Annotated in this window: 26 protein-coding genes; 12 read left to right on the forward strand and 14 right to left on the reverse strand. The window is 68.3% G+C overall.

The features are described 5' to 3' along the window. Positions 1-6: 6 nt before the first annotated feature. Entirely contained in the window at positions 7-1,008 is a 1,002-nt protein-coding gene (locus ACWGIH_RS37750; protein WP_453450199.1) for an N-acetylglucosamine kinase, read from the forward strand. A gap of 145 nt (positions 1,009-1,153) precedes the next feature. After that, positions 1,154-2,002, forward strand: a complete 849-nt coding sequence (locus tag ACWGIH_RS37755) for a class II fructose-bisphosphate aldolase (RefSeq protein ID WP_453450200.1) — start codon at positions 1,154-1,156, stop codon at positions 2,000-2,002. 87 nt (positions 2,003-2,089) lie between these two features. Here ACWGIH_RS37755 and ACWGIH_RS37760 read toward each other — a convergent pair whose 3' ends face one another. From ACWGIH_RS37760 to ACWGIH_RS37775, 4 genes are read right to left on the reverse strand one after another with little or no spacing between them, the layout of a single operon-like run. Further along, a complete protein-coding gene (locus ACWGIH_RS37760) occupies positions 2,090-2,770 on the reverse strand; it encodes a polysaccharide deacetylase family protein (RefSeq protein ID WP_453450201.1) in 681 nt (226 codons plus the stop codon). Beyond that, the gene (locus ACWGIH_RS37765; RefSeq protein ID WP_453450202.1) at positions 2,767-3,063 is read right to left on the reverse strand and encodes a hypothetical protein; all 297 of its coding nucleotides are present in this window, start codon (positions 3,061-3,063) and stop codon (positions 2,767-2,769) included. The genes ACWGIH_RS37760 and ACWGIH_RS37765 overlap by 4 nt, the downstream gene beginning before the upstream one ends. 32 nt (positions 3,064-3,095) lie before the next feature. Continuing rightward, entirely contained in the window at positions 3,096-3,431 is a 336-nt protein-coding gene (locus ACWGIH_RS37770; protein WP_453450203.1) for a hypothetical protein, read from the reverse strand. Positions 3,432-3,451: 20 nt separating this feature from the next. Further along, positions 3,452-4,357 carry an SIS domain-containing protein gene (locus tag ACWGIH_RS37775; RefSeq protein ID WP_453450204.1) on the reverse strand — a complete coding sequence of 302 codons (906 nt, stop codon included), beginning with the start codon at positions 4,355-4,357 and terminating at the stop codon, positions 3,452-3,454. A gap of 250 nt (positions 4,358-4,607) precedes the next feature. Between ACWGIH_RS37775 and ACWGIH_RS37780 the strand changes: the two genes are divergently transcribed. From ACWGIH_RS37780 to ACWGIH_RS37825, 10 genes are all read left to right on the forward strand, one after another. Then, positions 4,608-5,144: a hypothetical protein gene (locus ACWGIH_RS37780; protein ID WP_453450205.1), complete on the forward strand. Its 537-nt coding sequence runs from the start codon at positions 4,608-4,610 to the stop codon at positions 5,142-5,144. A 264-nt stretch (positions 5,145-5,408) separates the two neighbouring features. Then, positions 5,409-6,704, forward strand: a complete 1,296-nt coding sequence (locus tag ACWGIH_RS37785; protein ID WP_453450206.1) for an ABC transporter substrate-binding protein — start codon at positions 5,409-5,411, stop codon at positions 6,702-6,704. Between the two features lie 215 nt (positions 6,705-6,919). Continuing rightward, positions 6,920-7,870, forward strand: coding sequence for a carbohydrate ABC transporter permease (locus tag ACWGIH_RS37790; protein ID WP_453450207.1), 951 nt, complete (start codon positions 6,920-6,922; stop codon positions 7,868-7,870). A 77-nt stretch (positions 7,871-7,947) separates the two neighbouring features. Further along, a complete protein-coding gene (locus ACWGIH_RS37795; RefSeq protein WP_453450208.1) occupies positions 7,948-8,784 on the forward strand; it encodes a carbohydrate ABC transporter permease in 837 nt (278 codons plus the stop codon). A gap of 26 nt (positions 8,785-8,810) precedes the next feature. Beyond that, positions 8,811-9,806: a D-2-hydroxyacid dehydrogenase gene (locus ACWGIH_RS37800; protein ID WP_453450209.1), complete on the forward strand. Its 996-nt coding sequence runs from the start codon at positions 8,811-8,813 to the stop codon at positions 9,804-9,806. Next, positions 9,806-10,573, forward strand: coding sequence for a DeoR/GlpR family DNA-binding transcription regulator (locus ACWGIH_RS37805; protein ID WP_453450210.1), 768 nt, complete (start codon positions 9,806-9,808; stop codon positions 10,571-10,573). The genes ACWGIH_RS37800 and ACWGIH_RS37805 overlap by 1 nt, the downstream gene beginning before the upstream one ends. Before the next feature lie 39 nt (positions 10,574-10,612). Further along, positions 10,613-11,974: a family 4 glycosyl hydrolase gene (locus tag ACWGIH_RS37810; protein ID WP_453450211.1), complete on the forward strand. Its 1,362-nt coding sequence runs from the start codon at positions 10,613-10,615 to the stop codon at positions 11,972-11,974. A 38-nt stretch (positions 11,975-12,012) separates the two neighbouring features. Beyond that, entirely contained in the window at positions 12,013-12,888 is an 876-nt protein-coding gene (locus ACWGIH_RS37815; protein WP_453450212.1) for a fumarylacetoacetate hydrolase family protein, read from the forward strand. Continuing rightward, entirely contained in the window at positions 12,885-14,531 is a 1,647-nt protein-coding gene (gene ilvD, locus ACWGIH_RS37820) for a dihydroxy-acid dehydratase (protein WP_453450213.1), read from the forward strand. Before ACWGIH_RS37815 ends, ilvD begins: the two co-directional genes overlap by 4 nt. A 36-nt stretch (positions 14,532-14,567) precedes the next feature. Continuing rightward, positions 14,568-15,557, forward strand: a complete 990-nt coding sequence (locus tag ACWGIH_RS37825; protein ID WP_453450214.1) for a hypothetical protein — start codon at positions 14,568-14,570, stop codon at positions 15,555-15,557. 17 nt (positions 15,558-15,574) lie between these two features. On the opposite strand, the gene ACWGIH_RS37830 is transcribed toward ACWGIH_RS37825, so the two are convergent. The 10 genes from ACWGIH_RS37830 to ACWGIH_RS37875 all read right to left on the reverse strand — a co-directional run bounded on the left by ACWGIH_RS37830 (position 15,575) and on the right by ACWGIH_RS37875 (position 24,799). Next, positions 15,575-16,342, reverse strand: a complete 768-nt coding sequence (locus ACWGIH_RS37830) for a DeoR/GlpR family DNA-binding transcription regulator (RefSeq protein WP_453450215.1) — start codon at positions 16,340-16,342, stop codon at positions 15,575-15,577. Between the two features lie 230 nt (positions 16,343-16,572). After that, positions 16,573-16,947, reverse strand: coding sequence for a hypothetical protein (locus ACWGIH_RS37835; protein ID WP_453510381.1), 375 nt, complete (start codon positions 16,945-16,947; stop codon positions 16,573-16,575). Between the two features lie 690 nt (positions 16,948-17,637). Beyond that, positions 17,638-17,820 carry a hypothetical protein gene (locus ACWGIH_RS37840; protein WP_453450217.1) on the reverse strand — a complete coding sequence of 61 codons (183 nt, stop codon included), beginning with the start codon at positions 17,818-17,820 and terminating at the stop codon, positions 17,638-17,640. A 199-nt stretch (positions 17,821-18,019) separates the two neighbouring features. Then, positions 18,020-19,453, reverse strand: coding sequence for a cytochrome P450 (locus tag ACWGIH_RS37845; RefSeq protein WP_453450218.1), 1,434 nt, complete (start codon positions 19,451-19,453; stop codon positions 18,020-18,022). Continuing rightward, positions 19,395-20,504, reverse strand: a complete 1,110-nt coding sequence (locus tag ACWGIH_RS37850; RefSeq protein ID WP_453450219.1) for a selina-4(15),7(11)-diene synthase — start codon at positions 20,502-20,504, stop codon at positions 19,395-19,397. The genes ACWGIH_RS37845 and ACWGIH_RS37850 overlap by 59 nt, the downstream gene beginning before the upstream one ends. Before the next feature lie 157 nt (positions 20,505-20,661). Further along, the gene (locus ACWGIH_RS37855; RefSeq protein ID WP_453450220.1) at positions 20,662-22,131 is read right to left on the reverse strand and encodes a cytochrome P450; all 1,470 of its coding nucleotides are present in this window, start codon (positions 22,129-22,131) and stop codon (positions 20,662-20,664) included. Then, positions 22,128-22,757 (reverse strand): GTP-binding protein, encoded by a 630-nt coding sequence (locus ACWGIH_RS37860; protein WP_453450221.1) that lies wholly within the window; start codon positions 22,755-22,757, stop codon positions 22,128-22,130. The genes ACWGIH_RS37855 and ACWGIH_RS37860 overlap by 4 nt, the downstream gene beginning before the upstream one ends. Then, positions 22,738-23,100 (reverse strand): DUF742 domain-containing protein, encoded by a 363-nt coding sequence (locus ACWGIH_RS37865; RefSeq protein WP_453450222.1) that lies wholly within the window; start codon positions 23,098-23,100, stop codon positions 22,738-22,740. Before ACWGIH_RS37865 ends, ACWGIH_RS37860 begins: the two co-directional genes overlap by 20 nt. After that, positions 23,097-23,507, reverse strand: a complete 411-nt coding sequence (locus ACWGIH_RS37870) for a roadblock/LC7 domain-containing protein (RefSeq protein WP_453450223.1) — start codon at positions 23,505-23,507, stop codon at positions 23,097-23,099. The genes ACWGIH_RS37865 and ACWGIH_RS37870 overlap by 4 nt, the downstream gene beginning before the upstream one ends. Beyond that, positions 23,507-24,799, reverse strand: coding sequence for a sensor histidine kinase (locus ACWGIH_RS37875; protein WP_453450250.1), 1,293 nt, complete (start codon positions 24,797-24,799; stop codon positions 23,507-23,509). Before ACWGIH_RS37875 ends, ACWGIH_RS37870 begins: the two co-directional genes overlap by 1 nt. Between the last annotated feature and the right edge of the window lie 160 nt (positions 24,800-24,959).

Raw genomic sequence — 24,959 nt, forward strand, 5'->3', positions numbered from 1 at the left:
AGCACGATGTTCCTGGGTGTGGATGGAGGGGGCACGAAAACGGCCTTCTGCCTCATCGACCCGTCCGGAACAGTACGGGCCACTGTGCTGGGTCCCAGTTCCTACTACCTCGCCGACCCTGCCGCGCGCGGGGTGGACCACGTCGCCCGCGTGCTGGGCGACGGCGTCACATCGCTCTGCGTGCAGGCGGGGATCCGGCCCGGGGACATCTCCTACGCATTCTTCGGTCTGCCCGGCTACGGAGAGGTCGCCGCGGACGTGACCGCGCTGGAAGCCGTGCCGTACTCGGTCCTCGGACACCACCGCTACCTGTGCGACAACGACATGGTCTGCGGTTGGGCGGGCTCCCTCGGCGCGATCGACGGCATCAACGTCATCAGCGGCACCGGCTCCATGGCATATGGGGAACGGTCCGCGCGGCAGACACGTACCGGCGGGTGGGGTGAACTCTTCGGCGACGAGGGGTCCGCATACTGGATCGCCGCCCGAGGTCTCAACGCCTTCTCCCGCATGAGCGACGGACGGCTCCCCGACGGCCCGCTCGCCGGGGTCCTGCGCCGCCACCTGAAACTCACCTCGGACCTCGACCTGGTGGACGTGGTCCTCAACCGGTGGCAGGGCCGGCGGCGTGAGATCGCCGCGCTGAGCCCGCGGGTGGCCGAGGCGGCAAGCCTCGGTGACCCGCACGCCGAAGCCATCCTGGCGGAGGCGGGGGACCAACTCGCGCTTCTCGTCGACAGTGCACGCCGACGCCTCGGCTTCGCCCCGAGCGAGACCGTGCCGGTCTCCTACTCGGGGGGAGTCTTCTCGTCCGAGGCCGTCCTCGCGTCCTTCACGGCCGGGCTGCGCGCCCACGACGCCGTCTACGACCTGCGCCTGCCGCTCTTCACACCGGTGATCGGGGCCGCGATCTACGCGGCCAAACGCGCCGGCGCCCCGCTCGCCGCATCCTCACTGGACTCCTTGCGGTCCGCTGACCGCCCACGCCGCACCGGAGAGACACCGTGAGGCCGGGCACGCTGCGCAAGGTGTCACACACCGCTTGGCTGTCCCGTCCAGGGCCGCGGAACGGCGCCCCCGCCTGGGCTACGGGTCGCCATGGCCCTTCCCTTCAGGTGAACCAGACAGCAAACCGACGAGCAAGGACCCCGTGATGTCTCTGGTTTCCACCGCAGATCTGGTCGCCCAAGCCGCCGACGAGGGACGAGCCGTCGCCGCGTTCAACGTCATCACGCTGGAGTACGCCGAAGCCATCATCGCCGGCGCCGAGGCGGCAGAGCGGCCGGTGATTCTCCAGGTCAGCGAGAACGCCGTCCGCTACCACGCGGGCCAAGTGGCGCCCCTGGCACGGGCGTCGGTCGAGCTTGCCCGCCTCAGCCGTACCGACGTCGCCCTCCACCTGGACCACGTCACCGACGCGGCCCTGCTGAGGCAAGCAGCGGACTCCGGCTTCTCCTCCGCGATGTTCGACGCCGGCGCACTGCCCTTCACCGAAAACGTCGAAGCGACGACAGCCGCCGCACGGTGGGCACACGCCGCGGGACTGTGGCTGGAAGCGGAACTCGGGTACGTGGGCGGGAAACCGGGCGCACCCGCCAGCGCGCATGCGGTCGGCGTGCGCACCGACCCCGATGAGGCCGCGGACTATGTACGGCGCACGGGGGTGGACGCACTGGCCGTGGCGGTGGGCAGCTCCCATGCGATGACGGAGCGCTCGGCGTCGCTGGACCACGCCCTCATCGAGCAATTGCACCAGGCCATACCGGTACCCCTGGTGTTGCACGGCTCTTCAGGCGTCCGTGACGAGGACCTGCGCAAGGCGGTGCGGGCTGGAATGACCAAGATCAACGTCGGAACGGCGCTCAATGTGGCCTTCACGGGGGCGGCACGCCGCGCCCTGCGGGACGATCCGGCCCTGACGGATCCGCGCCGATACTTCACGCCTGCCCGGGAGGCGCTGGCTGCGACGGTCCGGGACCTGCTGCACGCTCAGAGCGCCTGACCACGAGGACACCGCACGGGGTCCGGGTCGGCACGATCCCACGTGCCGACCCGGACCCCGTGCGCTGGGCCGAGTGCTGGCCGTGCCTCAACCGATGCGCTGAATCGCCGTGTTGCTGATGTGATAGCGGTAACCGGCGTCCCGGATGGCGCGGTCATGGTCGGGGCTAGTCCCGTGCGGTGTGCCGTACAGAGCCACGAACGCCGGAGCTTCCCGCCCGGTGGCTCGCTCCACGGCCCGGCGCGGCTCCACGATCTCCCGCTCGAAGTCCTCCGGCGTGATGATCTTGGTGATTTGCTCGTGCGTGGCCGTGTGCGGCGTGATGACGTGCTTCTGTGACAGGGCGGCGACCTGATCCCAGGACATGGCGATCTGCCCGCCGTGCCGCTCCTCCTCGACCAGGGAGATGTGGTGGGCGTCGGCGAACGCCTGTTGTTCGGGGACCGGACAGTCGATGAACTGGGTGATGACCGGGAACCAGGCGGTGATGCCCAGTTCATCGCAGAGGGGTGCGGCCACCGTGGCGTTGTTGAGGTACCCCTCGTAGAAGACGGGGATGAAGCCGGGGCGGTCGAGGTGCCAGACGCCCGTGGTGAAAAAGCGGTCCAGATCCTCCAACGTGACGGACCTGAAAGCGGCGGCGTAGGCGGTCAGTTCGGCACGCAGCTGGTCGGCGGTGGCGTGCGGCGTGTTGTGATAGTTGACGACGCGCAGGTGGCGGCCCTCACTCAGGGCTGCTGTGTGCTGTCCGAATCCGAGGCCGGTCATGCCTGCTTCTCCTCGTGGAGGTGGGTGGCTGCGAGGACGGTGATGACGGAGGCGAGTGCGGCGAGGTCCGCGTCCTCCGCCTCCGGCTTGAGCTGCTGCCGGTAGGTGGTGGTCAGTGCGGCCAGCTGAGGCCCCTCCGCGAGGGCGGCCGCGTCCGTGACCGGGGGTATGGACCCGGTGGTGAGGTCTTCGAGTGCCAGGAACATGGGGATGCCCTCGCGCTCCAGCGCCCGCTGCTCGCACTCGGCCAGCACTGCTCGTGGATCAGGGTGGGGTGTGTACTGCGGACTCATGTCGCTCTCTCCTTCGGTGGGATGGGACATCGTCAGGGCAGAAGGTGGGCGCCGGTGGATGCCGTACCGGGGTGTGGCCAGCTGACGAAGATCAGATCGGGGTGGATGCCGAGTTCCGCACTCAGCAGCGCCCCGGCGCGTTCGACGGCTCGGTGCATCATGGGGATGTCACGCGGGCGCCCGCGCACGACGGCCACCGCGCCGGGCGCCGTGGCCGTTTCCGCAACCGTGTGCTGGACGACCACCGCGTCCGGAGGCAGGTGGAGTGCCGCGGCGAACTCCTCGGCGAGCCGGCCGGCGACAGCGGCGGAGTCGAAGGCCGCAGCGACGGCAATGCCGCGGCTCGAGGCCGCGGGGGAGTGGGTCATGAGTTGAATGAAGGGCATGGTCAATCCACCACCACGGATCGTGAGAGGTGCTCCGGGGCGTCGCACTCCAGGCCCCTCAGGCGGGCGTAGGCGACCGCTGTGCGGTGCACCCTGACGAGCTCGGACTGCGGATCCCCGGTGGCGATCCGCAGCGTCGCCCCGGTGGCCTCCACCGCCGCGACGACGTCGGCGGGCGGTGGCGTCAGAGCCCAGACGAGGCTCCGAGGCCCTGCGCAGGCGATGGGCCCGTGCCGGTATTCGAGGGTGGCGTACGACTCGGTCCACAGTCGCGCGGCCTCGCGGCACTTCAGGGCGGCCTCCTCGGCGAGCCCCCGTCCCCAGCCGCTGCCCAGGAAGACCAGATGGTCGAAGTCCTCCGGGTCGCAGGGCTGCGGTTCGGCCAGGGCGGCGGCCGCCTCGGCGGGCAACGACGCGACGGCGTCCCCGAGAGAGGCACGCAGCAGGGTGAGGGCGCTGGTGGCGTACCGCGTCTGTACGACGGAGCGCTCATCGGCGAAGTCGAGGAGAACGCTGGTGTGCACAGCCTCGGTGATCGGCGAGCCAGGCGTGCCGGTCACCGCCACGGTGGGTATGCGGGCGGACAGGTCACGCGCGACGGTGAGCAGGTCGCTGGTGGTGCCGGACCGGGAGAGCACCACCGCGGCGTCGTAGCCGTCCCGGTCGTCCAGTTCCGTGGCGATGGCCGCCCTGGTGGTTCCGAGGCCGAGCTGCTGCCGCCGTCGGGCGTAGGAGTCGAGGATGTAGTACGAGCTTCCGCAGCCGACCGCGAGGACGCGCTTTCCCGGTCCTGGAAGGAGAGCGGTCAGTGAGTCGGCACGGTCGAGGACGCGCCGCCAGACCTCGGGCTGACTGTGGATCTCTCGCTCGGTGTGGAAGGCGAGTTGGACGGGTGATGCGGTCGGCATGGGCACTCCGGGTGAGGTCGTTCGGTGGGGTGGTGCTCGATGGGACCGAGCGCGGCAGGGCCTAGGGTGGCGTCGAGCAAGCGGGGCCGCGCAGTCGCTGTGCCTCTCGGTGCGTGTCGACCGGGCCCTCGCGCGGGTCGCCGGGTGCGGCGTGACCGCGCGCGCTGCGACGGAATGGTTCATGTGGCGGGTTGCCGCCATTCGGTGTTTTTTCGCCGCGCGGGCCCCCTGCGAGGAGAGCGAGACAGTGATGCATGAGCACGTCCTGGTCGTCGGTGGGACAAGAATCCTGGCCCCAGCAGTCCGCGCGCTGACTGCACGCGGCAGTGCGGTGTCGGTGGTGTCCCGTTCCGCTGACGCCTCGCGGCCCGGAGTGCCCTTGGCTTCCTCGGCACTTGTCGTCGCCGATGTCAGGGACACCGTGGCGTTGGGCGATGCCCTTCACCGATCGGTCCAACTGCGCGGACCAATCGCGCTCACGCTGGCTTACCAGCCGTTCGCGCCGCCATCGAGCTGGATGTTGCTGGCCGACCGTACGCAGGGGCCGCTGGTAGCCCTGTGGGTGAGTGCTTTCGCTGCTGAGGGGGCGGCGATGCCGCCGCTGCCTGACGGCCCGCGTGGGAGCGCCGAGGTCCGGCATCTCCTGCTCGGCTGGCACAGCGGCCCGAACGGCTCCCGCTGGCATACCCCAGACGAGATCTCGGCAGCGGCGCTGCGTGTCGCCGATCGGCACGAGAGCGCCGTACTCGGCCAGGTACGTCCCTGGTCCGCCAGACCCGGGAACTGAAAGTACGCCGCGATCGGCCACATCGCCTCCTGCGACGGGAAGGCCGGGCAACCTGCCTGTCGTCGCGAGCAGAAATGAGCAGAAACAAGCAACTGAAGGTGAGTCGCACCGTAGCCCTGCCGTCCTGCACGGTCAAGAGTTCATCCCTGGGTCGTGGAAGCAGCAATGGGCCCGCAGTTGGCAAAGTTCGGTGCAGATTATTGACGCTTTCTGGAAGAGGTTGATAGGAACGCCTCACATTGTTGAGGCCTAAGAGGAGGCCCCATGCATCTCAACCGTCGCCAGCTCCTCAGAGCTGCTGGTTCCACTGCTATCGGCATCGCCGCGGCCGGCACCCTGTCCGCCTGCGGAGGCTCCACCGGCGGATCGACTCCCGGGAACCTGACCTTCTCGGTCTGGGGTTCCGACGCGGAGATGGCTGCGTTCAACGCCATCGCACGTGCCTTCGAGAAGCGGCACACCGACATCAAGATCAAGGTCGAGCGGCTGCCCTACGAGCAGATGCGCACGACGCTCGACGCCCGCCTGCAGGCGGGCCAGGGCCCCGACCTGTTCCGCGTCACCTACAACGACATCGGCATCTACAGCTCCCAGAAGGTGCTGCAGGACCTCAGCTCCACGATCAACAAGAGCAAGGCCGACTTCATCGACGCCCTGTGGGCGGGCGTGCAGTACCAGGGCAAGCCCTACGGCGTCCCCCACCACACCGACACCTCGGCGGTGCTCTACAACAAGGAGCACTTCGCCAAGGCCGGCATCAAGGACGTGCCGACCACCCTGGAGGAGGCCTGGACCTGGGAGGAGTTCTTCGAGATAGCGCAGCGCCTCAAGGCCTCCACGGGTCACGCCGCTTTCGGTGTCAACTGGCAGCAGTTCGGCGCGTATCGCTGGTTCAACTGGCTCTGGCAATCCGGTGGCCGGGCCCTCAGCCAGGACGGCAAGTCGGTCGCCATCGAGTCGGCCGAGGCCCGGCGGGCCCTCGCGTTCACCAAGTCGTTCTACGACTCCGGGCTCATGCCCAAGAACATGCTCCTGAAGACCAACAACTCGCCCGACCTGGTCTTCCCCACCGGCAAGATCTCCATGGCCTTCGTGGGTGACTTCCTCCTGCCCAACCTCACCAAACGCGCGAAGTCCATGGAGTTCGGTGCCACGTTCCTGCCCCGCGGCAAGGGCGGTGCCGCGGCGGACCTCGGCGGCAACGCGGTGGCTGTCACCACGCAGACCAAGAACCCGGAAGCAGCGGCACAATTCGCTGCATTCCTGGCCGAACCCGAGCAAATGCGCTTGTTCTGTGAGAAGACCACCGTGCTGCCCGCCCGCAAGAAGCTGGCGACCGAACGACTCTCCTACGCCGTCCAGCCCGAGTTGATGCCAGTCTTCCAGGAACAGGCCACCGCCATCCCCGCCGACCTCACGAAGCTCGTCACGCTCCCCGGGTTCTCGGGTGTCAACGACGCGCTCGTGCAGCAACTCGAGGCCCACTTCGCCGGCGGCCAGTCGACCGAGAAAACGCTCACGGCGCTCTCCGCTGCCTTGAAGAAGGCGCTCGACGTCTGACCACTCAAGGGGGCCGCACCCCGTCCTCTGCCAGGACCTCCTGTCCTCGGCAAGCCGGAACATGCAGAGCGGCCCGCCGACCTCTCGACGAACCCCCGGACCCCCTCCGGCCGGCACACATCACGAACGAGGCACCGGCACCTGGAACGGTGCCCGGGGGGAGGGGGATACCCGTCGACGGCAGGGCCCTGGGCCTTGTTCAAGGAGTACAGCTCATGACTTTGACAAGCAGCCCTAAGCGGCCGGCGTCCGCCCGGGTGAAGGCACGACCTCCCTCGGGCGCACGCAAGATCCGCAGGAGGAGCACCCGCGAGGCGTGGACGGGCCTCGCCTTCGCCGCCCCGGCGGTCGTCGTGTTCGCGGTGTTCATGTTCTGGCCGCTGATCGAGGTGTTCTGGATCAGCTTCCAGAACACCAGCGGCTTCGGGCTCTCCGAGTGGGTCGGGTTCGACAACTACCGCGAGATCGTGAGAGACACCGTCTTTTGGCAGGCGCTGCTCAACACCTCCCTCTACACCGTGCTGTCCGTCCCGCTGTGCCTCGTCGCGGGCCTCGGGGCCGCCCTTCTGCTCAACCGCCCCATGCCGGGCCGCGGCCTGATCCGTGCCATCTTCTACATGCCCGCCGTCATCTCCGGGGTCAGCAGCGCACTGGCGGCCGCCTGGATGTTCAATGCTGACCTGGGCATCGTCAACAAACTGCTGACGGCGCTCGGCATGGAGGGTGTGGCCTGGCAGTCCCAGGGCGGACCGGCCATGCTCTCGCTGGTCGTCGTGAGCCTGTGGATCGGCCTCGGCTTCAACATGGTCGTCTACCTCGCGGCGCTCCAGGGCATTCCCCGCGAGCTGTACGAAGCCGCCCGGGTCGACGGTGCGAATTGGTGGCAGACCCTGCGCTCCATCACCGTCCCCTCCCTCGCGCCGACCACCTTCTTCCTCCTGGTCATCGGCATCATCAACAGCTTCCAGGTCTTCGACATCGTGTACGTCATGACCGGCGGCGGCCCCGGTAACTCGACGACGATGCTGGTCACTTACGCCTACACCGCCGGATTCGACCAGCGCCGGCAGGGATACGCCTCAGCGCTCGGGGTCGTCCTCTACGCCATCGTCCTGATCCTGACCGTGGTGCAGTGGCGCCTCAGCCGTCGCCGGGACGCCGTATGAGCACCAAGACCGGCCGTCACTGCCCCGACGCCACCTTCCACGAACCCGGTGTGCCCGCACGCAAGAGGAGAACAGCCATGGCGACCGCAGTGGTCACGCGCGAGAAGCGCGCGACCAGGGCACGGCTGGCCTTGGCCGTCACCGGAGCCCTGGCCATGCTCTTCCCGGTGTACTGGATGGTGGTCACCGCCCTGTCCACACCGGCCGAACAGCGCGACGCGGAGCTGCGCCTGTGGCCGTCGACGCTGAACTGGAGCAACTTCAGCGAACCTTGGGAAAAGTTTCCCTACTCCACGTGGATCCTGAACTCCGCTGTGATCGCGGTTGCGGCCGTCGCCTTGACGGTGGTCATCAACCTGATGGCCGGCTATGCCTTCGCCAAACTGCGCTTTCCGGGCCGGAACCTTCTGTTCATCCTCATCCTCAGCACTCTCATGGTGCCGGTCCAAGTGGTGATGGTGCCGCAGTTTCACCTCGTGGTGGACTTCGGGCTGATCGGATCGGACTGGGGCGTGATCCTGCCCCGGCTCGCCGAGGCGTTCGGACTGTTCATGGCCCGCCAGTTCATGATGGCGATCCCCGACGAACTGATCGAGGCGGCGCAGGTCGACGGCGCAGGACAGGTGCGCATCTTCACCCGCATAGTGCTCCCGCTGTGCAAGCCGTTGATCGCGGTGCTCGTGATCTTCACCTTCATGTGGCGCTGGAACGAGTTCGCCTGGCCCCTGATCGTGCTGAAGGATCCCGAGAGCTACACACTGCAGGTCGGCCTCCTGTTCCTGAAGAACCAGTACGGGCACGACTACGGCGCGCTGATGGCCATGTCCCTCGTGTCGATGCTTCCAATGCTCGTCGTCTTCGCCCTCTTCCAGCGGCACTTCGTCGAAGGCATGGCCCGCTCCGGCATCAAGTGATGCCCCCACACTCTCGGGAAACCCACATGATCAACGTCTGTGTCACGCTCGATTTCGACGAGGAGTGGCTCGCACAAGTGGCCGCCGTGTCCGACGGGATCGCCGTGCACAAGCACCTGGCCGCCTCCGCGGACGACATCCCCGCCGAACTGCTGGCCCGTACCGACGTGCTGTACACCAGCACCGCCTTCCCCACCGCCGAGCAGGCACCCCGGCTCGGCTGGGTCCAGCTCGACACGTCCGGCTGCGACCATGTCCGGAGCGCTCCGCTGTGGCAGTCGTCCATCCCTGTCACGACCATCGGCGGCGTCTCCCCGAAGCCGCTCGCCGAGTACGCGCTGATGATGATCCTCGCCCACGCCCACCACCTGCCCGCCACGGTGAAGCTGCAGAGCGAGCCCCGATGGCCCGACTTCGACCATCGCTGGAACCGGCTCATGCCCCGCATGCTGCCCGGCGCCACCGTCGGCATTGTCGGCTACGGCAGGATCGGCCGCGAAATCGGCCGTCTGGCCCAGGCCTTCGGCATGAACGTCATCGGCATGCGCCGGGGCGCAGGGCGCAGCGGCGAACGGTACGGGGAAGCTCCCGAGAACGCCGCCACCGAAGTCGTCGGAAGCGACGGACTGCATGATCTGCTCGACCGCTCCGACTACATCGTGCTCACCGTCCCGTACACGGACGACACCCATCACCTCCTCGACGCCAAGGCGTTCGCCGCCATGCGCCCCGGTGCCGCCCTCATCAACGCCGCCCGCGGCGGAGTCGTCGACGAGAGGGCGATGCTGGCGGCACTGCGCTCCGGGCGGCTCGGGTTCGCCGCGCTGGACGTGTTCGCGACCGAGCCGCTGCCCCTCGACAGCCCGCTGTGGAGGGAACCCAACGTACTGATCACCCCCCATGTGGCCGGCTTCTCACCCGCTTATCACGAGCAGGTCAAAGCACTGTTCACCGAGAACCTCCACAGATTCCTCGCTGGGCGGGAACTGCTCAACCTCGTCGACCGAAACGCGGGGTACTGATGCTGAGCGAGAAACGCAGGGACACGCTGCTGGCCTATGTGCGGGAGCACCGGTCCATCGGCGTGGACGATTTGGCCAACCTGCTGCGGGTCAGCGTCTCGACCGTACGGCGTGACCTGGACGAGATGCACGAGCGGGGTCTGCTGCGCAGGGTTCACGGCGGAGCCCTGTCACTGCAGACTCATGAGGCCCATGAGGAGCCCGTCAAGGAGCGGGCCGTGGACAACTCGGACGCCAAGCACCGCATCGCCGCCCGCGCGGTGGAACTGATCGAACCTGGCAGTACGATCCTGCTTACCGGCGGTTCGACCACTGCTCACATGGTCCCCCTCCTGGCGGAGGTGCCGGATGTCACCGTGGTCACCAACTCGATCGCCATCGCGCACGCCATCGGCACGATGCCGGCCCCCGTGCAGGTCCTCGTGCTCGGCGGACTCATGCGCACCGGGGAGCTGTCCCTGCTGGGCTATCTGACCACCCAGGCCCTGGCCGAGATCCACATCGACATAGCTTTCCTCAGCGCCTACGGAGTCGACCACGAGTACGGCATCCTCGGCGCCCATCTCGCCGAGGCCGAGACCGACCGCAACATGGTCGCCGCCGCCCGCCGGCTCGTCGTGCTCGCCGATCACAGCAAGTTCAGCCGTCGCAGCGCCGTGCGGATAGCCCCCAAGGCCGGCATCGACGTCCTCGTCACGGACCGGGCTACCCCCGAGGAACCGCTCGATGCCCTGCGCGAGCACTTGGTGGAAGTCCACCAGGTCTGACCCGCGCCGCCCAGTCGCCCTCAGGAAGGAACACACCTCATGCCCGACACCCGGGTCCTCGTACTGATCGGCGCTGGCAGCGCCGTCTTCACCCGCGGTCTGCTCGCCGACCTCATCTCCGCAGACGACCTCGGCTCCTGGGAACTGCGTCTCGTCGACGTCAACGAACAGGCGCTGTCCGTCGCTGAGCGCCTCGCCCAGCAGATGGCCACCGCCCGTGCGGCCGACGGCCGGATCACCGTTCGCTCCTCCACCGACCGCCGCGCCATGCTGCCCGGCGCCGACTACATCGTCACCTGCGTCGGCGTGGGAGGACGGCCCGCCTGGCAGGAAGACCACGAGATCTGCATGCGGCACGGAGTCTTCCAGCCCGTGGGCGATTCCGTCATGCCCGGCGGCATCTCCCGTCTCCTGCGCACGGTTCCCGTCATGGTGGACATCGCCCGGGACATCGCCGAACTCGCGCCCGACGCATTCTTCTTCAACTACAGCAATCCCATGACGGCGAGTATCCAGGCGATGACCCGGTACGCGGGAGTGGACGTCGTCGGCCTGTGCCACGGCATGCACCACGTTCAGCGGGAGCTCGCCGCCTTCGCGGACCTGCCCTTCGAGGAGACCTCCACCCTCTACGCCGGCATCAACCACCTCACCTTCATCTACGACTTCCGTCACAACGGCCGCGATGCCTGGCCCGCGGTGCGTGCACGCATGGAACGGGAACTGGCCGAGCCGGCCGTCCCCGCGGAAATCGGGTCGATCTGGGAGAACGGCAAGGCCTGGCACAACCCGTTCTCGTGGGAGATTTTCCGCCGCTACGGCGCCTATCCCGCCGCGAACGACCGCCACGTCGTGGAGTTCTTCCCCGAGCGATTCATCGGCGGCGCCTACTACGGCAAGACTCTCGGCGTGGACGCCTTCTCGGTGCCGGAGATCCTGGAGTGGGGCGAGAACCGCTACCAGGGCATGCGCGCCCAGGCCGACGGCGAGGTGCCGCTCGACGAGACGGTGTTCGACCGCTCGACCGGTGAGCAGGAACAGCTCATCGCGATCATCCGCTCGATCACCTTCGACCGTCGTGAGATGTTCTCGGTGAACGTGCCCAACCACGGCGCGGTGCCCGGTCTTCCCGAGGCTGCGGCCCTGGAGATCCCCGGCGTGGCCACCGCACGCGGACTGCGCCCCGTATCCGTGCCCGACCTGTCCGCCCCGCTCACCGCGATCCTGGCCCGCAGGCTCACCTCCGTCGATCTCGCGGTGGAGGCCGCCATGACCGGCAGCCGTGACCTGGCCGTCGAGGCGGTGCTCGTCGACGGTGCCGTGAGCGACCCGGATGCCGCCGCCGCGCTCATGGACGACCTGCTCAGCGCACAGAAGCGCTTCCTGCCCGGCTTCCGCTGACAGGGCCCGCCCCCCCCTTCGTACCCGAGGAGACTTCGTTGCGACTCGCGCGTATCCAGTATCCCGGCGGCCGCGTCTTCGCCGCCCGCGTCGACGGCCCCCTGGCCGTCCCACTCGTGGAGGAGCAGACGCATTTCATGGCGGACGCCGTCCGCGATCTGATAGCCGCAGGCACCGACCTCACCGCGCGCGACGCCGTCGCACCCGCCGTGCCGGTCGGCCAGGTGAAACTGCTCGGTCCGCTCGCAGCCCCCCAGAAGATCATCTGTATCGGCCTCAACTACGCCGACCACATCCGCGAGACCGGACTCGACGCCCCCACCACACCGCTGTCCTTCGTCAAGACCGCCCAGTGCCTCACCGGCCCCCACGACACCGTCACAATCCCGGCCGGCGCCACGGAGCAACTCGACTGGGAGGCCGAACTCGCCGTCGTCGTCGGCAGGGCCGCCCGGCACGTCACACCCGAGGCCGCGGTCGACCACATCTTCGGTTACACGGTGGCCAACGACCTGTCCGCCCGCGACGCGCAGTTCTCCGACGGGCAGTGGTTCCGGGGCAAGAACTTCGACGACTTCTGCCCGCTCGGCCCATGGATCGTCACCGCCGACGAGCTCCCCGACCCACACGCTCTCGCGATCAGCGCACGGGTCAACGGCGCCACCGTGCAGGACAGCTCCACCAAAGAAATGATCTTCAGTGTCGGAGAGGTGATCTCGTATCTCTCCCGGTACATGACCCTGAACCCGGGGGATGTCATCGCCACCGGTACACCCCACGGCGTCGGCATGGGACGCACCCCGCAGCTCTGGCTGGGCGACGGAGACGTCGTCGAGGTCGAGGTCGAGGGAATCGGCGTCCTGCGCACCCCCATACAGATCACCGCATCGACGACCCCCGAGGAGCGCCCGTGACCATCGCCGAGGACCCTGACCGCGCACCGGCCCGGGCCCACCTCTACGCCATGGGCCTGTCCGACGAGGACATGCGCCGACCTGTCATCGGTATCGCGTCCACCTGGACGGGCACGATGCCCTGCAACCTCACGCACCGCGAACTCGCCGCCCACATCGCCGGGGGAGTGCGCCGCGCGGGCGGCACGCCCATGGAGTTCAACACGATCGCCGTCTCCGACAACCTGACCATGGGCACCCCCGGCATGCGTGCCTCCCTGGTGAGCAGGGAGGTGATCGCCGACTCCATCGAACTGATGGGCCGGGCCCACCAGTTCGACGGCATCGTCGCCATCGTGGGCTGCGACAAGACCGTGCCTGCCGCGATCATGGCCCTTGCCCGGCTCGACATCCCCGCGGTCGTCCTCTACAGCGGCAGCATGATGCCCGGCCGGTGGCGTGGGCACGACGTGACCATCCAGGACATGTGGGAGTCACTCGGCGAACGCGCCGTGGGTCGGATGCAGCAGGCCGATGTCGACGACCTCGCTCGGCATGCCTGCCCCGGTGCTGGCACCTGCGCCGCCCAGTACACCGCCAACACCATGGGCTCGGTGGCCGACTTTCTGGGCCTCGCTCCGTTCGGTGCCGGTGACATCCCTGCAGTGGCGGAGGAGAAGGACGAGGCCGCGGCACGCGTCGGTGAGATCGCGATGCGGGCCGTACAGGAAGGAGTCCGCCCCTCGGACATCCTCACGGAAGACGCCATGCACAATGCCATCGTCTCCGTCGCCGCCATGGGCGGCTCCACCAACGCAGTCCTGCACCTGTTGGCCATCGCACGCGAGGCCGGACTGCCACTGCGGATCGACGAGATCGGCGACATCTGCCGCCAGGTGCCCATCGTCGCCGGCCTCAAGCCGAGCGGCTCCCACACCGCAGCGGACCTGTGGCGGGCGGGTGGCACCTCGCTGGTGGCCAAACGTCTCCTGGAGGCCGGTCTGCTGCGCGAGGACGTCACCCTCGTCGACGGCCGCACCTACCGGGAAGTCGCCGACGCCGCGGTCGAAGCCGCGGGTCAGCAGGTCGTGGCCACCGTGGCCGAGCCGGTGAAGCCCCCGGGCGCACTCGCCATTCTCCGCGGCTCCCTGGCTCCCGACGGTTGCGTCCTCAAGCTCGGTGGTCGCCCGGACTTCCGGCGCGAGGGCCCCGCCCGTGTGTACGACTCCGAGGAGGCGTGCTTCACCGCCATCCAGGCCGGCGAGGTCGGCGCCAGGGACGTGGTCGTCGTGCGCTACGAGGGCCCGGCCGGCGGCCCCGGCATGCGGGAGATGCTGTCCATCACCGGCGCGCTGGTGGGTCAGGGACTGGGAGACTCCGTGACCCTGGTCACCGACGGCCGCTTCAGCGGCGTCTCGCACGGACTCGTCATCGGCCACGTCGCCCCGGAGGCACACCAGGGAGGACCGATCGCGCTCGTCGAGAACGGCGACCGTGTCCGGGTCGACTCCGCGGCCAAGACACTGGACCTGCTCGTTGACGACGACGTGTTGGCGAAGCGACGCGCGGCATGGAAGCGTCCCGAACGCCCAGTGGAACGCGGGGTGTTCGCCAAGTACGTGGCAACCGTCGCTTCCGCGTCCGACGGCGCCGTCACCGTCTGACCGACCATGCACCCGGACCGAGGAGACGTCCACACGATGCATCACCGTTCAACCAATCCCGTGCTCGACGTGCCCTTTCCGCCGCTGCTGGGATCGCCCGGCCTGGTCCAGGGACGCTACGGGGCTCGCGGGAACCTGGAACTGGTCGTCCCCGACCCCCACGACGGGCTGTGGGTCTTCTGGCACAACAACGATCCCGAGGCCCCCGGCACTCACCCAGCACCCGGCCCACCGCCCGGCTGTTGGAGCGGCGGCCTCCATTTCGCCGGCGGCCGCCGGTACACCTCGGCGGCCATCATCCAGAGCACCCATGGCCCCGACCACCTGGAGCTGCTCGCCGGCACCGGGGACGCCCTCCACCGGTTGCGCTGGAGCCCCGAGCAGGCGTTCACCCACGAGGGGACCCTGCCGGTGCGCCCCGCGGGCGCGCCGGCCCTCGCGGAGAGTGCGGACGGCACGTTGCACGCCGCCGTGCCCCTGCCCGGCGGGGGCGTGGCGCGTCTGACCGCCCTGCCCGACGCCTACCCGGAGGTCGCCTGGAAGGTGACGGCCATGCATCGCCTGCCGCCGTCGACCGTGGTGTCGGCCGCGATCGCAGCGGACGGCGCGTTCTCTGCGGAGCCCGCTGTGGTCGCGGCCACCCGCGGGGGAGCGCTGCTCGTGTGGCAGGGAGCCGGCTCCGGGAAGTCGATCGGCTCGGTGACCGGTGCGGCACATGTCGCGGTCGTCACCGTGCGGGACACCTTGCGCTGCTACGCCTCGAGCAGCGACGACCGAGTGCACGTGCAGGACGCGAACGGACACCCCTGGCCGGATGTGCCACTGCCCGGCTCCGGCCCGGTCCGGGGTATCGCCGCGACCAGGGTCCACTACGACACCGGCCGCACGGAACTCGCGGTCCAGCGAGGCCACGCCCTCTTGCACCTCGTTCAGGAGGGCGGCCCCCAGGGCGAGTGGCACGTCAGCGAGGCAAGCAGCCGGGTGTTCCCGGGCGCCGGAATCTCGGAGGGGGTACACCGCAGGTGACGCCAGGGGTGGCGCGGTCAGCCCCGCACCACCTTGATGCCCCGCTCGCGCAACGTGGCCAGTTCCTCCTCGGGCGCGGAGGCATCGGTGACAACGGTGGATATGCGATCCAGACCGACGATGCGGATTCCGCCCGTTCTGGTGAACTTGCTGCCGTCGGCCAAGACCACGATGCGCGGGACACTCTTGAGGAGGAAGCGGTCCGTGTCGGCCTCGGCGATGTTCGAACCCGTCAGTCCGTGTCTGCTGATGCCGTACGTAGTGACGATGGCCTGGTCCACGCTCAGCTCCGCCATGGCGAGGTGGGTGAGATGACCGAGGAGCGAGTTCTCACCGTGTCGGAGATACCCGCCGAGCACGACCACCTCCGTGCCAGCCTGGTCGGACAGAAAACCGGCGATGGTGAGGGAGTTGGTCACCACGGTCAGCCCCTCGACCCGGTCGAGGCGTCGCACCAGCGCCTCGGACGTGGTCCCCCCGGTGACGAGCAGCGTGGAGCCTGGAGCGATGAGCTCCACGGCGGCATCCGCCAGTGCATCCTTCTCACGGGCATGCGCCTGACGGCGATCGACGGGAACAGGTTCGTCCGTCGGACCATCCGGAGGCCCGGCGAGGACCGCGCCCCCGTGCACCCGCATCAGCGTGCCCGCCGTCTCCAGAGCCGTCAGGTCGCGCCGGACGGTCGAAGGCGAGACCTCGATGAGGCGCGCCAACTCGGCCACCTCGCCCACACCTTCATCCCGTATGAGTCTCATCAATTCGTTGCGCCGCGCAGCGCTGAGCATGGTCCCGTCCCGTCCGTCGGTATCGCCACCGACGCGCCTGCCGAGGGCGGAGTGCCCCTGTCCGTCCCCGACGCGCCCTGCACGGTCGGTGTCACGGCGGCGCTGCCCCTCAGCATCCCATGGGCCGGTGGCACCTATGCGAGGTCCCTTGGTGAAGTGGACAGACGGGAGCGCCGGAGGAGGCGTGACCGGCGCCGCTCACTCGTCCTCACCTCGGCCGTCATCTCCCCCTACGGCTCCGCCTGCTCCGGCACGGCGACCACGGGCTCGGTGGGGAGGCCCACGGGGAAGATGTGCGTCTCGCCACCCTTCACCTCCCAGCCATCGTTCACTTCCACTGACATCAGGTTGGCGGCCAGCCAGCGGCCGTCGGGCGACCACGCCATGTCGTAGCTCTGCAACGGATACCACCCCCTGCCGATCGCATGGCGGGTGACCATCTGGTGGTCGCTGAACCGTTGGATGATCACCTCCAGTTTCCCCGGTGACTCTCCTGAGATCGCCAGATGGTCTCCGCCAGGACTCACCGTGAGAGAGCGGATCTCGATGCCGTCGTTCTCGATCACCTGTAGGACGCGGCCGTCCTCCGGGTCCATCACCTTCACGCGTGCCCCTTGGGCGACGAACATCCTTGACTCATCCGCGGAGAGCGCGACTGCCGCGTACGGATCCGGACCCACAAGATCTGTCTCGCAGTGGCCCGAATGACCACTCTCGTCCAGTGATATCACCGACTCCTCTCCTGTCGGAGAGAGCAGGGCGATGCGAGGACCAGACACCCAGCGGGTGCGGTACCCCGTGGCCGAGCGCAACACGCCGGCGTGCGGGGGTGCCTCGACCGGCGTGCCACGCGACACGTCGTAGGCCAGCTGCGGACGCAGTCCTTCGTGAGAGCGAAGGGTGATCACGGGCGTGCCGGGGCACCCACATCAGCCAGGGCGAGATGTGGTTGCGGGAGTGAGCGCGCAGGCATTCGCTCCAGCTAGTGGTGTTGTACACCACAAGTGCGCCTCCCTCACTGGTGACAGCAAGGAAGCGACCGTCGTCCGAGAAGGCCAGATGACGAGGCTCCTCCTCCCCGCCGAAGGGCCTCAGTCTGGCCGCGGGGTGGCGCAGATCGGGTATCGAGGCGGCTTCGCCGGCGAGCAGCCGGTCGGCGTGAGTGGGGTACGACGCTGTACGCCACCAGTCACCGGCCGTCAGGTGCTCGATCCAGCGTCGGTCGGTGACGACGTCGTAGTCGGCCCCGACATTGGTCTCCTCGCTGCGGCCCAGGTTCTCAGGCGATTCCGGGGTCATCTCATCGAACCGAAGACCTTCTTCCCAGGGAAAACGCGCTCCTCGTCGGCCAGCAGCCCATTGAGCTCCTCGTCCGTGAGGGGATGGTTACGCGTCGCGATCCGCTCCACACTCGCGATGATCCACCGGGTATGGGCATCCACCCAGGCCTCGTCATGGCACTGCTCCTGTGTGATCACCTAACCCAGCGGCGCCCTGTCCGCGGTCTCCTTGAAGATGGAGGAAGAAACTCGCATCATCGGGCAGGGGAGCGTGCGAGCCGGTGTCGTAGTACTTGACGGTGACGCGCAGTCGTATGCGACGGTTCGGCGGATCGACTGTCAGGACCCGTACGTCGTAATGATCGGTCACAGTGTCTCCCTCGGCTTTCCTGGGTGGTTAAGCGGTGCCGCTCCGCCGGTGACCCGTCTGGTCCCGGGCCTCGACCCTCATGGGCACGTGGTCGGGGTGGGCCATCGCCGAGGCTGCGGCCCGGGGGATGTGGCCCGGGACAGGGCGCAGCGCCCAGCGCCGCAGCACGGTGGCCAGCACGATGGTCGCCTCCGCCCAGGAGAAGCTGTCGCCGATGCACTTCCGGTTGCCCGCGCCAAACGGCACGAACTCCTCGCGTCGCAGGTTCGTCCGCCGCTCCGGCAGCCACCTGTCGGGGACGAAGCTGTCGGGCTCCTCGAACAGAGACGGGTCCCGGTGCAGCGCGTAGAGGCTGAAGGCCACTTCGGAACCCGCCGGGACATGGTGACCGCCGAGATCGACGTCCGAGGTGGCGCGACGCATCAGCAGCGTGACGCCGTACAGCCGGATCACCTCGTCCAGCACCCGGCGCACGGCATGGAGACGCGGGACGTCCGCAAGGGTCACCGGCCGGTCACCGACGACTTCGCGTACTTCCTCCGCCACTTCGTGGTCCACGTCCAGGTGGCGGCCGAGTTCCAACAGGGCCCAGGACACGGTGGAAGCCGTCGTCTCGGTGCCGGCGAAGAGGATCGTGACGACCTGGTCCCTCACCTCCGTGTCCGTCAGGGACACACCGGTGTCCGTGTCACGGGCCGCCAGCAGTACCGATACGAGGTCCTGCCGGTCCTGCGTCCCCGCTTCCCGGGTCGCGACGATCACATCGTCGATCACGGTCCGCATCCTGGCGGTCGCCGCGTCGAAGGCCCGATTGGGGCGGATGGGCAGGCGGTCCAGAAAGCGGGGAGAGGCGGCACGGAAGAGCATGTTCTTGAGAATGACGGGCAGGTCCCGCCGTACCGCCTCGACGGCCGACGGCCCGAGATCCGTCGCGAACAGCGTCTCGGCGAGGGTCTCGATCGTGAAGGCGCTCATCTCCTCCTCGACCGCGATCACCTGTCCCGGAGCCCAGGACTCAGCCAGCGCCTTGGCGCGCGTGCTCATGATGTCGGCGTACGCGGTCAGGCGTTCCGGATGGAACAGGGGCTGCATCAGTCGGCGGTGCGTGCGATGGAGGTCCCCGTTGGAGTTGGCCAGGCCATTGCCGACCAAGGGCCGCACCCGGTCGAAGAGGCGCCCCTTCTCGAAGTGGCGTGCCTGCCGAACCGTCACCTCGTGCACCATCCGCGCACTGGTGGCGACATAGACGGGCATGGTGCCGAAGCCAACTCGCACCAACTCACCGTTGTCTCTCAGCGAGGTGAGAAAACCCAGCGGATCACGCCACAGTTTCACGGCGTGACCGAGCATCGGCAGGCCACCAGGGACTCGGGGAACAGGGATCGTCTCACTCGGCACAGGACTACCTCTGCTCTCGGTCTTCGAGCGCGAAGCCGTGGCGGACCGCCGGCGGCGTCGCATCGGCGGGAAGTATGTCCCACCACCAGGCGATCGCCGGGATCTGCAGCGGATCGGGACTGTCGTCCGTGGGGACGTCGGTGAACCCGGTCGGAATGTTCGCCGGATTCTCCGGTGTCGTGTAGCGCACCGAGCTGATCCCCCAGTCCTGGGCCGCCCGTATGAAGTGCGCCAGGCTGGTGACGTACTGACGCGTCTGGGGACTGCCGACGCGCGTCAGGTGTCTGCTCAGCCGCATGAACAGACACATCACCCGGTCCCGTTGGGCGATGGCCAGGTCGAGCGCCTCGTCCGCGGTGAGGCCGTGCTCGTGCTCTAGGACGCGCAGCACGTTGAGGTGATAGCCCGGCGCGTGACGCTCCTTGTGGTCCGAGAGGATGTCGTTGTCCCAGGTGATGACGAAGGAGGCCATCTCGGCCGCCGCGCGTATGGCGGGGCTGGTGCGTTCGTGAGGTTGGAGCTCGTAGCCGTACCCCATCTCCAGTATGGGCAGCACTACGGACGTTGCTCCGTCGTAGAGCCGCATCAGGGTGTAGTCGTTGAGCCCGGGGATGCTCCCCGCTCGGCGGTGCCCGGCCTCCCACACGACGGCGAAGAAATACTCGCGCAGCGCGTCCACCCAGCGTGCCGCCTGGTCCGTGGTGCCGTACTGGTCCACCCGCGCACGCAGGTCACGCAGCCCCGCGGCGAGTGGATCGTCGTCCAGCATCGAGGTCTGCGGATTCTGTGCCACGCGGGTCAGGCGGTGCAGCACACCGGCCAGCTCCCCCGGGCGGTGGCCGAGTTCTCCCTCCTCGCAGTATCCGTCGTCGACGCCGAACAGCCACAGGACGAAGTCTGAGAGGAGGAGGACCACCTCTTCCCGTCCGTCCGGAAGGATCCGGGCGCTGAACGTCCCGATGTCGTGTTCGACGAGACGCCCGCGCAGGTCCGGTGAGCCGATGCGGAAAAGCTCGGCCCACGCTGCGGTTCCCGCATCGATGTCGTGGTGACGCGGATGAATCGCCGGGGGGACGGGGGAGAACAAGGGCGGAACTATCAGCTGGGATGCCAATGCGGGTGCCTCATCCTACGGATGTCGATGGGTGGGTTCCTGGCCGCATCACACGGCTACAGGGCACCTCGGCCTGGTCGAATACGGTGCATGCTGGGCAGGACGTAAACCGGTGAGATCGGTGCTCTTCTCGGCACTCTCGTCAGTGCGGCATCGCTCAGCTCCTGTGCCGACGGGCTGTGCGGCTCCGCCACCAGGAGGAGAAACGCCCTGGCCGGCGCTGGGTCTGGCGGGGGTGGTCTGCTGCTTGCGGAGCAGGCACTTCGGCCGACGCAGGGAGTGGTTGCGGGGTGGTGGAGGTGAAGTGCTCCCTGGTGTTGGCGGCTACGGCTTTAGGAGGGCGGGGCGGTGTGAACGTGACGGGCAGCGAGTCCAGGCGTCGGGACAGCCAAGCGGCGTGCGAGCGCAGCTCACTCTTGTCCACGGTGAGGTCCAGGTCGGGCAATCGCGCCAGAAGCGTGTCGATGCCTGTGTCCGCGATGGCCCGGCCGATCTCCTGACCGGGGCACTCATGCGGACCGCTGCAGAAGGCCAAATGGCCGCGGTTGCCGTGCAGAGGAGCCGACGGATCGGGACGCACCTCCGGGTCGGCGTTACCGGCTTCCAGCCCGAGCATGAGCAGATCACCTTGGCGTATCTGCCGGCCGCCCAGCACCGTGTCCTCCGTGGCCCAGCGGCCGGGGATGGCCGACAGCGGAGGTTCGTCCCACAGGACCTGTTCCACCGCGTCGGGCAGCGTCATGTGGCCGCCGGCCAGGTGCGCGCGGAACCGCCGATCGGTCAGCACCAGCCTGAGCGTGTTGGCGATCAGGTTGACCGTGGTCTCGTTCGCCGCGACCAGCACCAGGCGAAGGTGCTCCATTACCTCGTCGTCACTGAGGCGGGCCTCATGACCGAGGAACCGGCTGGCGAGGTCGTGACCGGGCTGATTCTTCTTCGTCGTCGTCAGCGTGCGCAGCATGTCCACCACGAAGTCGTTGCTCTGCAAAGCCGTCGCGGAGCCCTTCATCAGGTCGAGTGCCGCCCCGGCCAGCATGGGACCGTGCTTCTCGGGCAGACCCAGCAACTGGGTCATCACCAGCATGGGCAACTTCTCGGCGAATTCACTGATGAGGTCGGCGCCACCGCGCGCGGCGAACGCATCGACCAGCTGATCGGTGTACCGGATGACGTAGCGCCGGATGCCGCGCCGGTCAAAGCTCCCCAGGCTGTCGGTCACGGCGGAGCGCAGTCGGCGGTGCTCTTCGCCGTCGACGAAGATGCAGTTCGGCTGCCACTCCACCATGGGTCTGAGAGGCGAATCCGGCGCGACTCTACCCTCATGAAACATGCGCCAGTGGCGGGAGTCGCGCGTGAACCGAGCCGGTGAGCGGGTGACTTCGAGGATTTCCCGGTATCCGAGCACCAGCCACGCCGGCAGATCACCGTGCAGCAGCACCGGGGCCACCGAGCCGTGTTCCTTGCGCAGCGCCTCGTACAGTCCTCGCGGGTCGGCCTCTGCCACCGGACCGTAGAGCCGGTGCAGCTGCTCGGTGCCCAGGCCGTGGGCCGGGCAGCCCGGGGGAGGGGCCGCGCCGGTGAAGATCTGAGTGCGGGCAACGGTCGAACGGGTTGGCTCCATGGTCATGACGCCTCCTGCGTCGTGGCAAGGCTCTGCAGATACCGCATCAGAGTGACCAGCACGTCCCGGCTGGATGTCCGCCGGCGGGCGTCACACGGCACGATCGGCACCCGCTCGGGCAGGTCCAGGGCCAGGCGTAGTTCATCCACGGGGTACTGCGGCGCGTCCGGGAAGGTGTTGACGGCCACGATGAAGGGGACACGGCGTTCTTCCAGGCGTCCGATGACGTCGAAGCTGACCTGGAGACGACGGGTGTCGACCATGACTACGGCCCCCAGAGCGCCTTCGAAGAGTCCTCGCCACAGGAACCAGAAGCGTTCCTGGCCCGGTGTGCCGAAGAGATAGAGGACCAGTTCCTCGTTGATGCTGATACGGCCGAAATCCATGGCGACCGTCGTGGAAGTCTTGGCGTCGACCCCCGAGAGATCGTCGATCCCGACGCCTGCCTGAGTCATCGTCTCTTCCGTGGTCAGAGGACGGATCTCGCTGACCGCCCCCACCAGTGTCGTCTTGCCGACCCCGAATCCGCCTACGATCACCACCTTGACGGCGGCCGTGGCAGACGCCGGCAACGCGTCCGCACTGTGCGGCCCCGCGGTGAGTGTCGTCTGCTCAGAGCCTCTGAAGTCCATGGATCACTGCCTCAAGTAGAGCGCGGTCGGGTAGTGCGACTGGTGGGATGGGCGCACGGGCGATCACCCGGTTGTCCTCGACAAGATCTCCGAGCAGCACGGTTACGACGCTGACCGGCAGTCGTGTGTACGCCGACACCTCGGCGACGGACAGCGGTGATTGACACAGATGGATGATCGCCGCCTGCTCGGGCGGCATTCCTGGCTTGGGCCTGGACCTGGCCACGATCAGGGTGACCAGGTCCAGTCGCACGGGCGTCGTGGTGATGCTGCGGCCACCGGTGATCACGTACAGCCGCTCAGGACCCTCCTCCTCCAGGTTCCCGCCGGCCGCGGGGCTCACCGAGCCGCACCGTCCTCTTGACGCGGAGGGCTGCTCAAGTGCTCTCCGATCCGCAGGACGAGATCCCGCATGCGCTGCCCCATCAGTCCCGCATCCACACCGGTGTCGGCGAGAACGGCGAGGTAGGCCCCGGCGCCGGCGGCCATCAGATAGAAGAACCCGCTGTCCATCTCGATGACGACCATGCGCATGTAACCCTCGCTGTCGGGGAGTTCGGATGCCACGGCGGTAGCGAGGGACTGCAGTCCGGCGCAAGCCGCCGCGAGCCGGTCCGCGACGTCCGTGTCCGTGCCGTACTGCGCCATGCGCAGACCGTCGGCGGAGAGCACGATCACGTGTCTGGTCTGCGGAACCCCCGCGGCCAGGTCCTTGAGCATCCAGTCCATGTTGGCCAGCCGCTGAGTCATTACTGCGTGTTCCCTTTGCTAGCGTCTGCGGACCCATCTGAGAGGCCGCTCTGGAAGGCGGCGAGCCATATCCCTGGCTGTACCTGTGGAGCGGGCTCCTGGGCAGCGGCCGTGGCCGGTCCGGCGAGGGCGGTCGAGTCCGGATCGCCGGGCGCGGCGATCCGTCTGCGGCGTTGGGGGAGCCCCGCGCCGGTTCGACCCTCCACGAAGCCCGCTGGTCCCGACTCCTCCATGACCGGGCCGTGTTCGGCGGCTTGCTCGGCGTACGCGGGATGCTGCGGAGCCGAGTAGGCGTCCGAGGAGGACGGGAGAGTCGTGCGGGGCACGGAGGACGTCCCGATTCCGTGAGCGAGGCCGGTCGCGGCTGCTTTTGTGGTGAGGAGGTCCTGCGGTATGACCAGGACGGCCCGCACGCCCCCGTACGCGGAGGAGCGCAGCGCCACTTGGAACCCGTAGGACTGCGCCAACCGGCCCACCACCGCGAGGCCGAGGCGGGGTGTCTCACCGAGGTCGGTGAGGTCCAGGCCCTGTTGGGCCTGGCGGAGCATGTGCTCGGCCCGCTTGCGTGCCTCCTCGCTCATGCTGACACCGCCGTCCTCGACCTCCACGGCAATGCCCGACTGGACGTCCACCGCGGTCACATGGACCTTGGCCTGAGGTGGCGAATAGCGGGTGGCATTGTCGAGGATCTCGGCGAGGGCGTGGATCAGGGGTTCGACGGCGGGGCCCGTGACGGCGACCTCGGCGACGGTGTGCAGCTCGACGCGCTGATAGTCGATGATCCGCGACATGGCACCGCGCATCACGCTGTACAGGGGAACCGCTCGGCTCCACTGCCGGCCGGGCCGTGCGCCCCCGAGGACAGCGATGGAGTCGGCGAGCCGGCCGATCAGCGCGGTGCCGTGGTCGAGGCGGAGTAGGTCGCCGAAGACGGCGGGAGACTTGCCGTGTCTGTCCTCCATCTCGCGCAGTTCTTGCGCTTGTTGGTGGACGATGGCTTGTACGCGGCGGGCGATGTTCACGAAGGCACGCTGCGCCGATTCACGGAGATCTTCCTCCGCGACGACGGCGTCGACGACCGTGCGGACGACGGCCAGATGAGCCTCGGGAGCGCGCAGGGAGGCGAGGACGTCCTGGGGGAACTCCCCTTTGCGCAGCCGCTCGACGACGTCCGGCAGCAGGACCGTTGCCAGATGACGGGTCGCGTCCTGGTGGTGCGCAAGGCGGGCGTCACGCTCGGCGACGGTCCCTCGCAACTGCCGGATCGTTGCGCCGCGGCGGGTGAGTTCCATGCTCAAGACGCCCACCGCGATGGTAACGACGGCCCCGAGAACCGAGACAGGTGTCCGTGCCGAGGCGGATGCCAGAAGCACACAGACCGTGGCCGCAGCAGCAGTCAGGGCAGCGGGCAGGAGACATCTGTGGGAGGAGGAATTATCGCGTGAGTGCACT

The sequence above is a fragment of the Streptomyces sp. NPDC054872 genome, from assembly GCF_053610705.1.

What these genes read in the sequence shown, in the direction of transcription:
- ACWGIH_RS37750 (WP_453450199.1), top strand. Translation starts at nt 7, where the DNA reads ATGTTCCTGGGTGTGGATGGAGGGGGCACGAAAACGGCCTTCTGCCTC.
- ACWGIH_RS37755 (WP_453450200.1), top strand. Translation starts at nt 1,154, where the DNA reads ATGTCTCTGGTTTCCACCGCAGATCTGGTCGCCCAAGCCGCCGACGAG.
- ACWGIH_RS37760 (WP_453450201.1), bottom strand. Translation starts at nt 2,770, where the DNA reads ATGACCGGCCTCGGATTCGGACAGCACACAGCAGCCCTGAGTGAGGGC.
- ACWGIH_RS37765 (WP_453450202.1), bottom strand. Translation starts at nt 3,063, where the DNA reads ATGAGTCCGCAGTACACACCCCACCCTGATCCACGAGCAGTGCTGGCC.
- ACWGIH_RS37770 (WP_453450203.1), bottom strand. Translation starts at nt 3,431, where the DNA reads ATGACCCACTCCCCCGCGGCCTCGAGCCGCGGCATTGCCGTCGCTGCG.
- ACWGIH_RS37775 (WP_453450204.1), bottom strand. Translation starts at nt 4,357, where the DNA reads ATGCCGACCGCATCACCCGTCCAACTCGCCTTCCACACCGAGCGAGAG.
- ACWGIH_RS37780 (WP_453450205.1), top strand. Translation starts at nt 4,608, where the DNA reads ATGCATGAGCACGTCCTGGTCGTCGGTGGGACAAGAATCCTGGCCCCA.
- ACWGIH_RS37785 (WP_453450206.1), top strand. Translation starts at nt 5,409, where the DNA reads ATGCATCTCAACCGTCGCCAGCTCCTCAGAGCTGCTGGTTCCACTGCT.
- ACWGIH_RS37790 (WP_453450207.1), top strand. Translation starts at nt 6,920, where the DNA reads ATGACTTTGACAAGCAGCCCTAAGCGGCCGGCGTCCGCCCGGGTGAAG.
- ACWGIH_RS37795 (WP_453450208.1), top strand. Translation starts at nt 7,948, where the DNA reads ATGGCGACCGCAGTGGTCACGCGCGAGAAGCGCGCGACCAGGGCACGG.
- ACWGIH_RS37800 (WP_453450209.1), top strand. Translation starts at nt 8,811, where the DNA reads ATGATCAACGTCTGTGTCACGCTCGATTTCGACGAGGAGTGGCTCGCA.
- ACWGIH_RS37805 (WP_453450210.1), top strand. Translation starts at nt 9,806, where the DNA reads ATGCTGAGCGAGAAACGCAGGGACACGCTGCTGGCCTATGTGCGGGAG.
- ACWGIH_RS37810 (WP_453450211.1), top strand. Translation starts at nt 10,613, where the DNA reads ATGCCCGACACCCGGGTCCTCGTACTGATCGGCGCTGGCAGCGCCGTC.
- ACWGIH_RS37825 (WP_453450214.1), top strand. Translation starts at nt 14,568, where the DNA reads ATGCATCACCGTTCAACCAATCCCGTGCTCGACGTGCCCTTTCCGCCG.
- ACWGIH_RS37830 (WP_453450215.1), bottom strand. Translation starts at nt 16,342, where the DNA reads ATGCTCAGCGCTGCGCGGCGCAACGAATTGATGAGACTCATACGGGAT.
- ACWGIH_RS37845 (WP_453450218.1), bottom strand. Translation starts at nt 19,453, where the DNA reads ATGCGACGCCGCCGGCGGTCCGCCACGGCTTCGCGCTCGAAGACCGAG.
- ACWGIH_RS37855 (WP_453450220.1), bottom strand. Translation starts at nt 22,131, where the DNA reads ATGACCATGGAGCCAACCCGTTCGACCGTTGCCCGCACTCAGATCTTC.
- ACWGIH_RS37860 (WP_453450221.1), bottom strand. Translation starts at nt 22,757, where the DNA reads ATGGACTTCAGAGGCTCTGAGCAGACGACACTCACCGCGGGGCCGCAC.
- ACWGIH_RS37870 (WP_453450223.1), bottom strand. Translation starts at nt 23,507, where the DNA reads ATGACTCAGCGGCTGGCCAACATGGACTGGATGCTCAAGGACCTGGCC.
- ACWGIH_RS37875 (WP_453450250.1), bottom strand. Translation starts at nt 24,799, where the DNA reads ATGGAACTCACCCGCCGCGGCGCAACGATCCGGCAGTTGCGAGGGACC.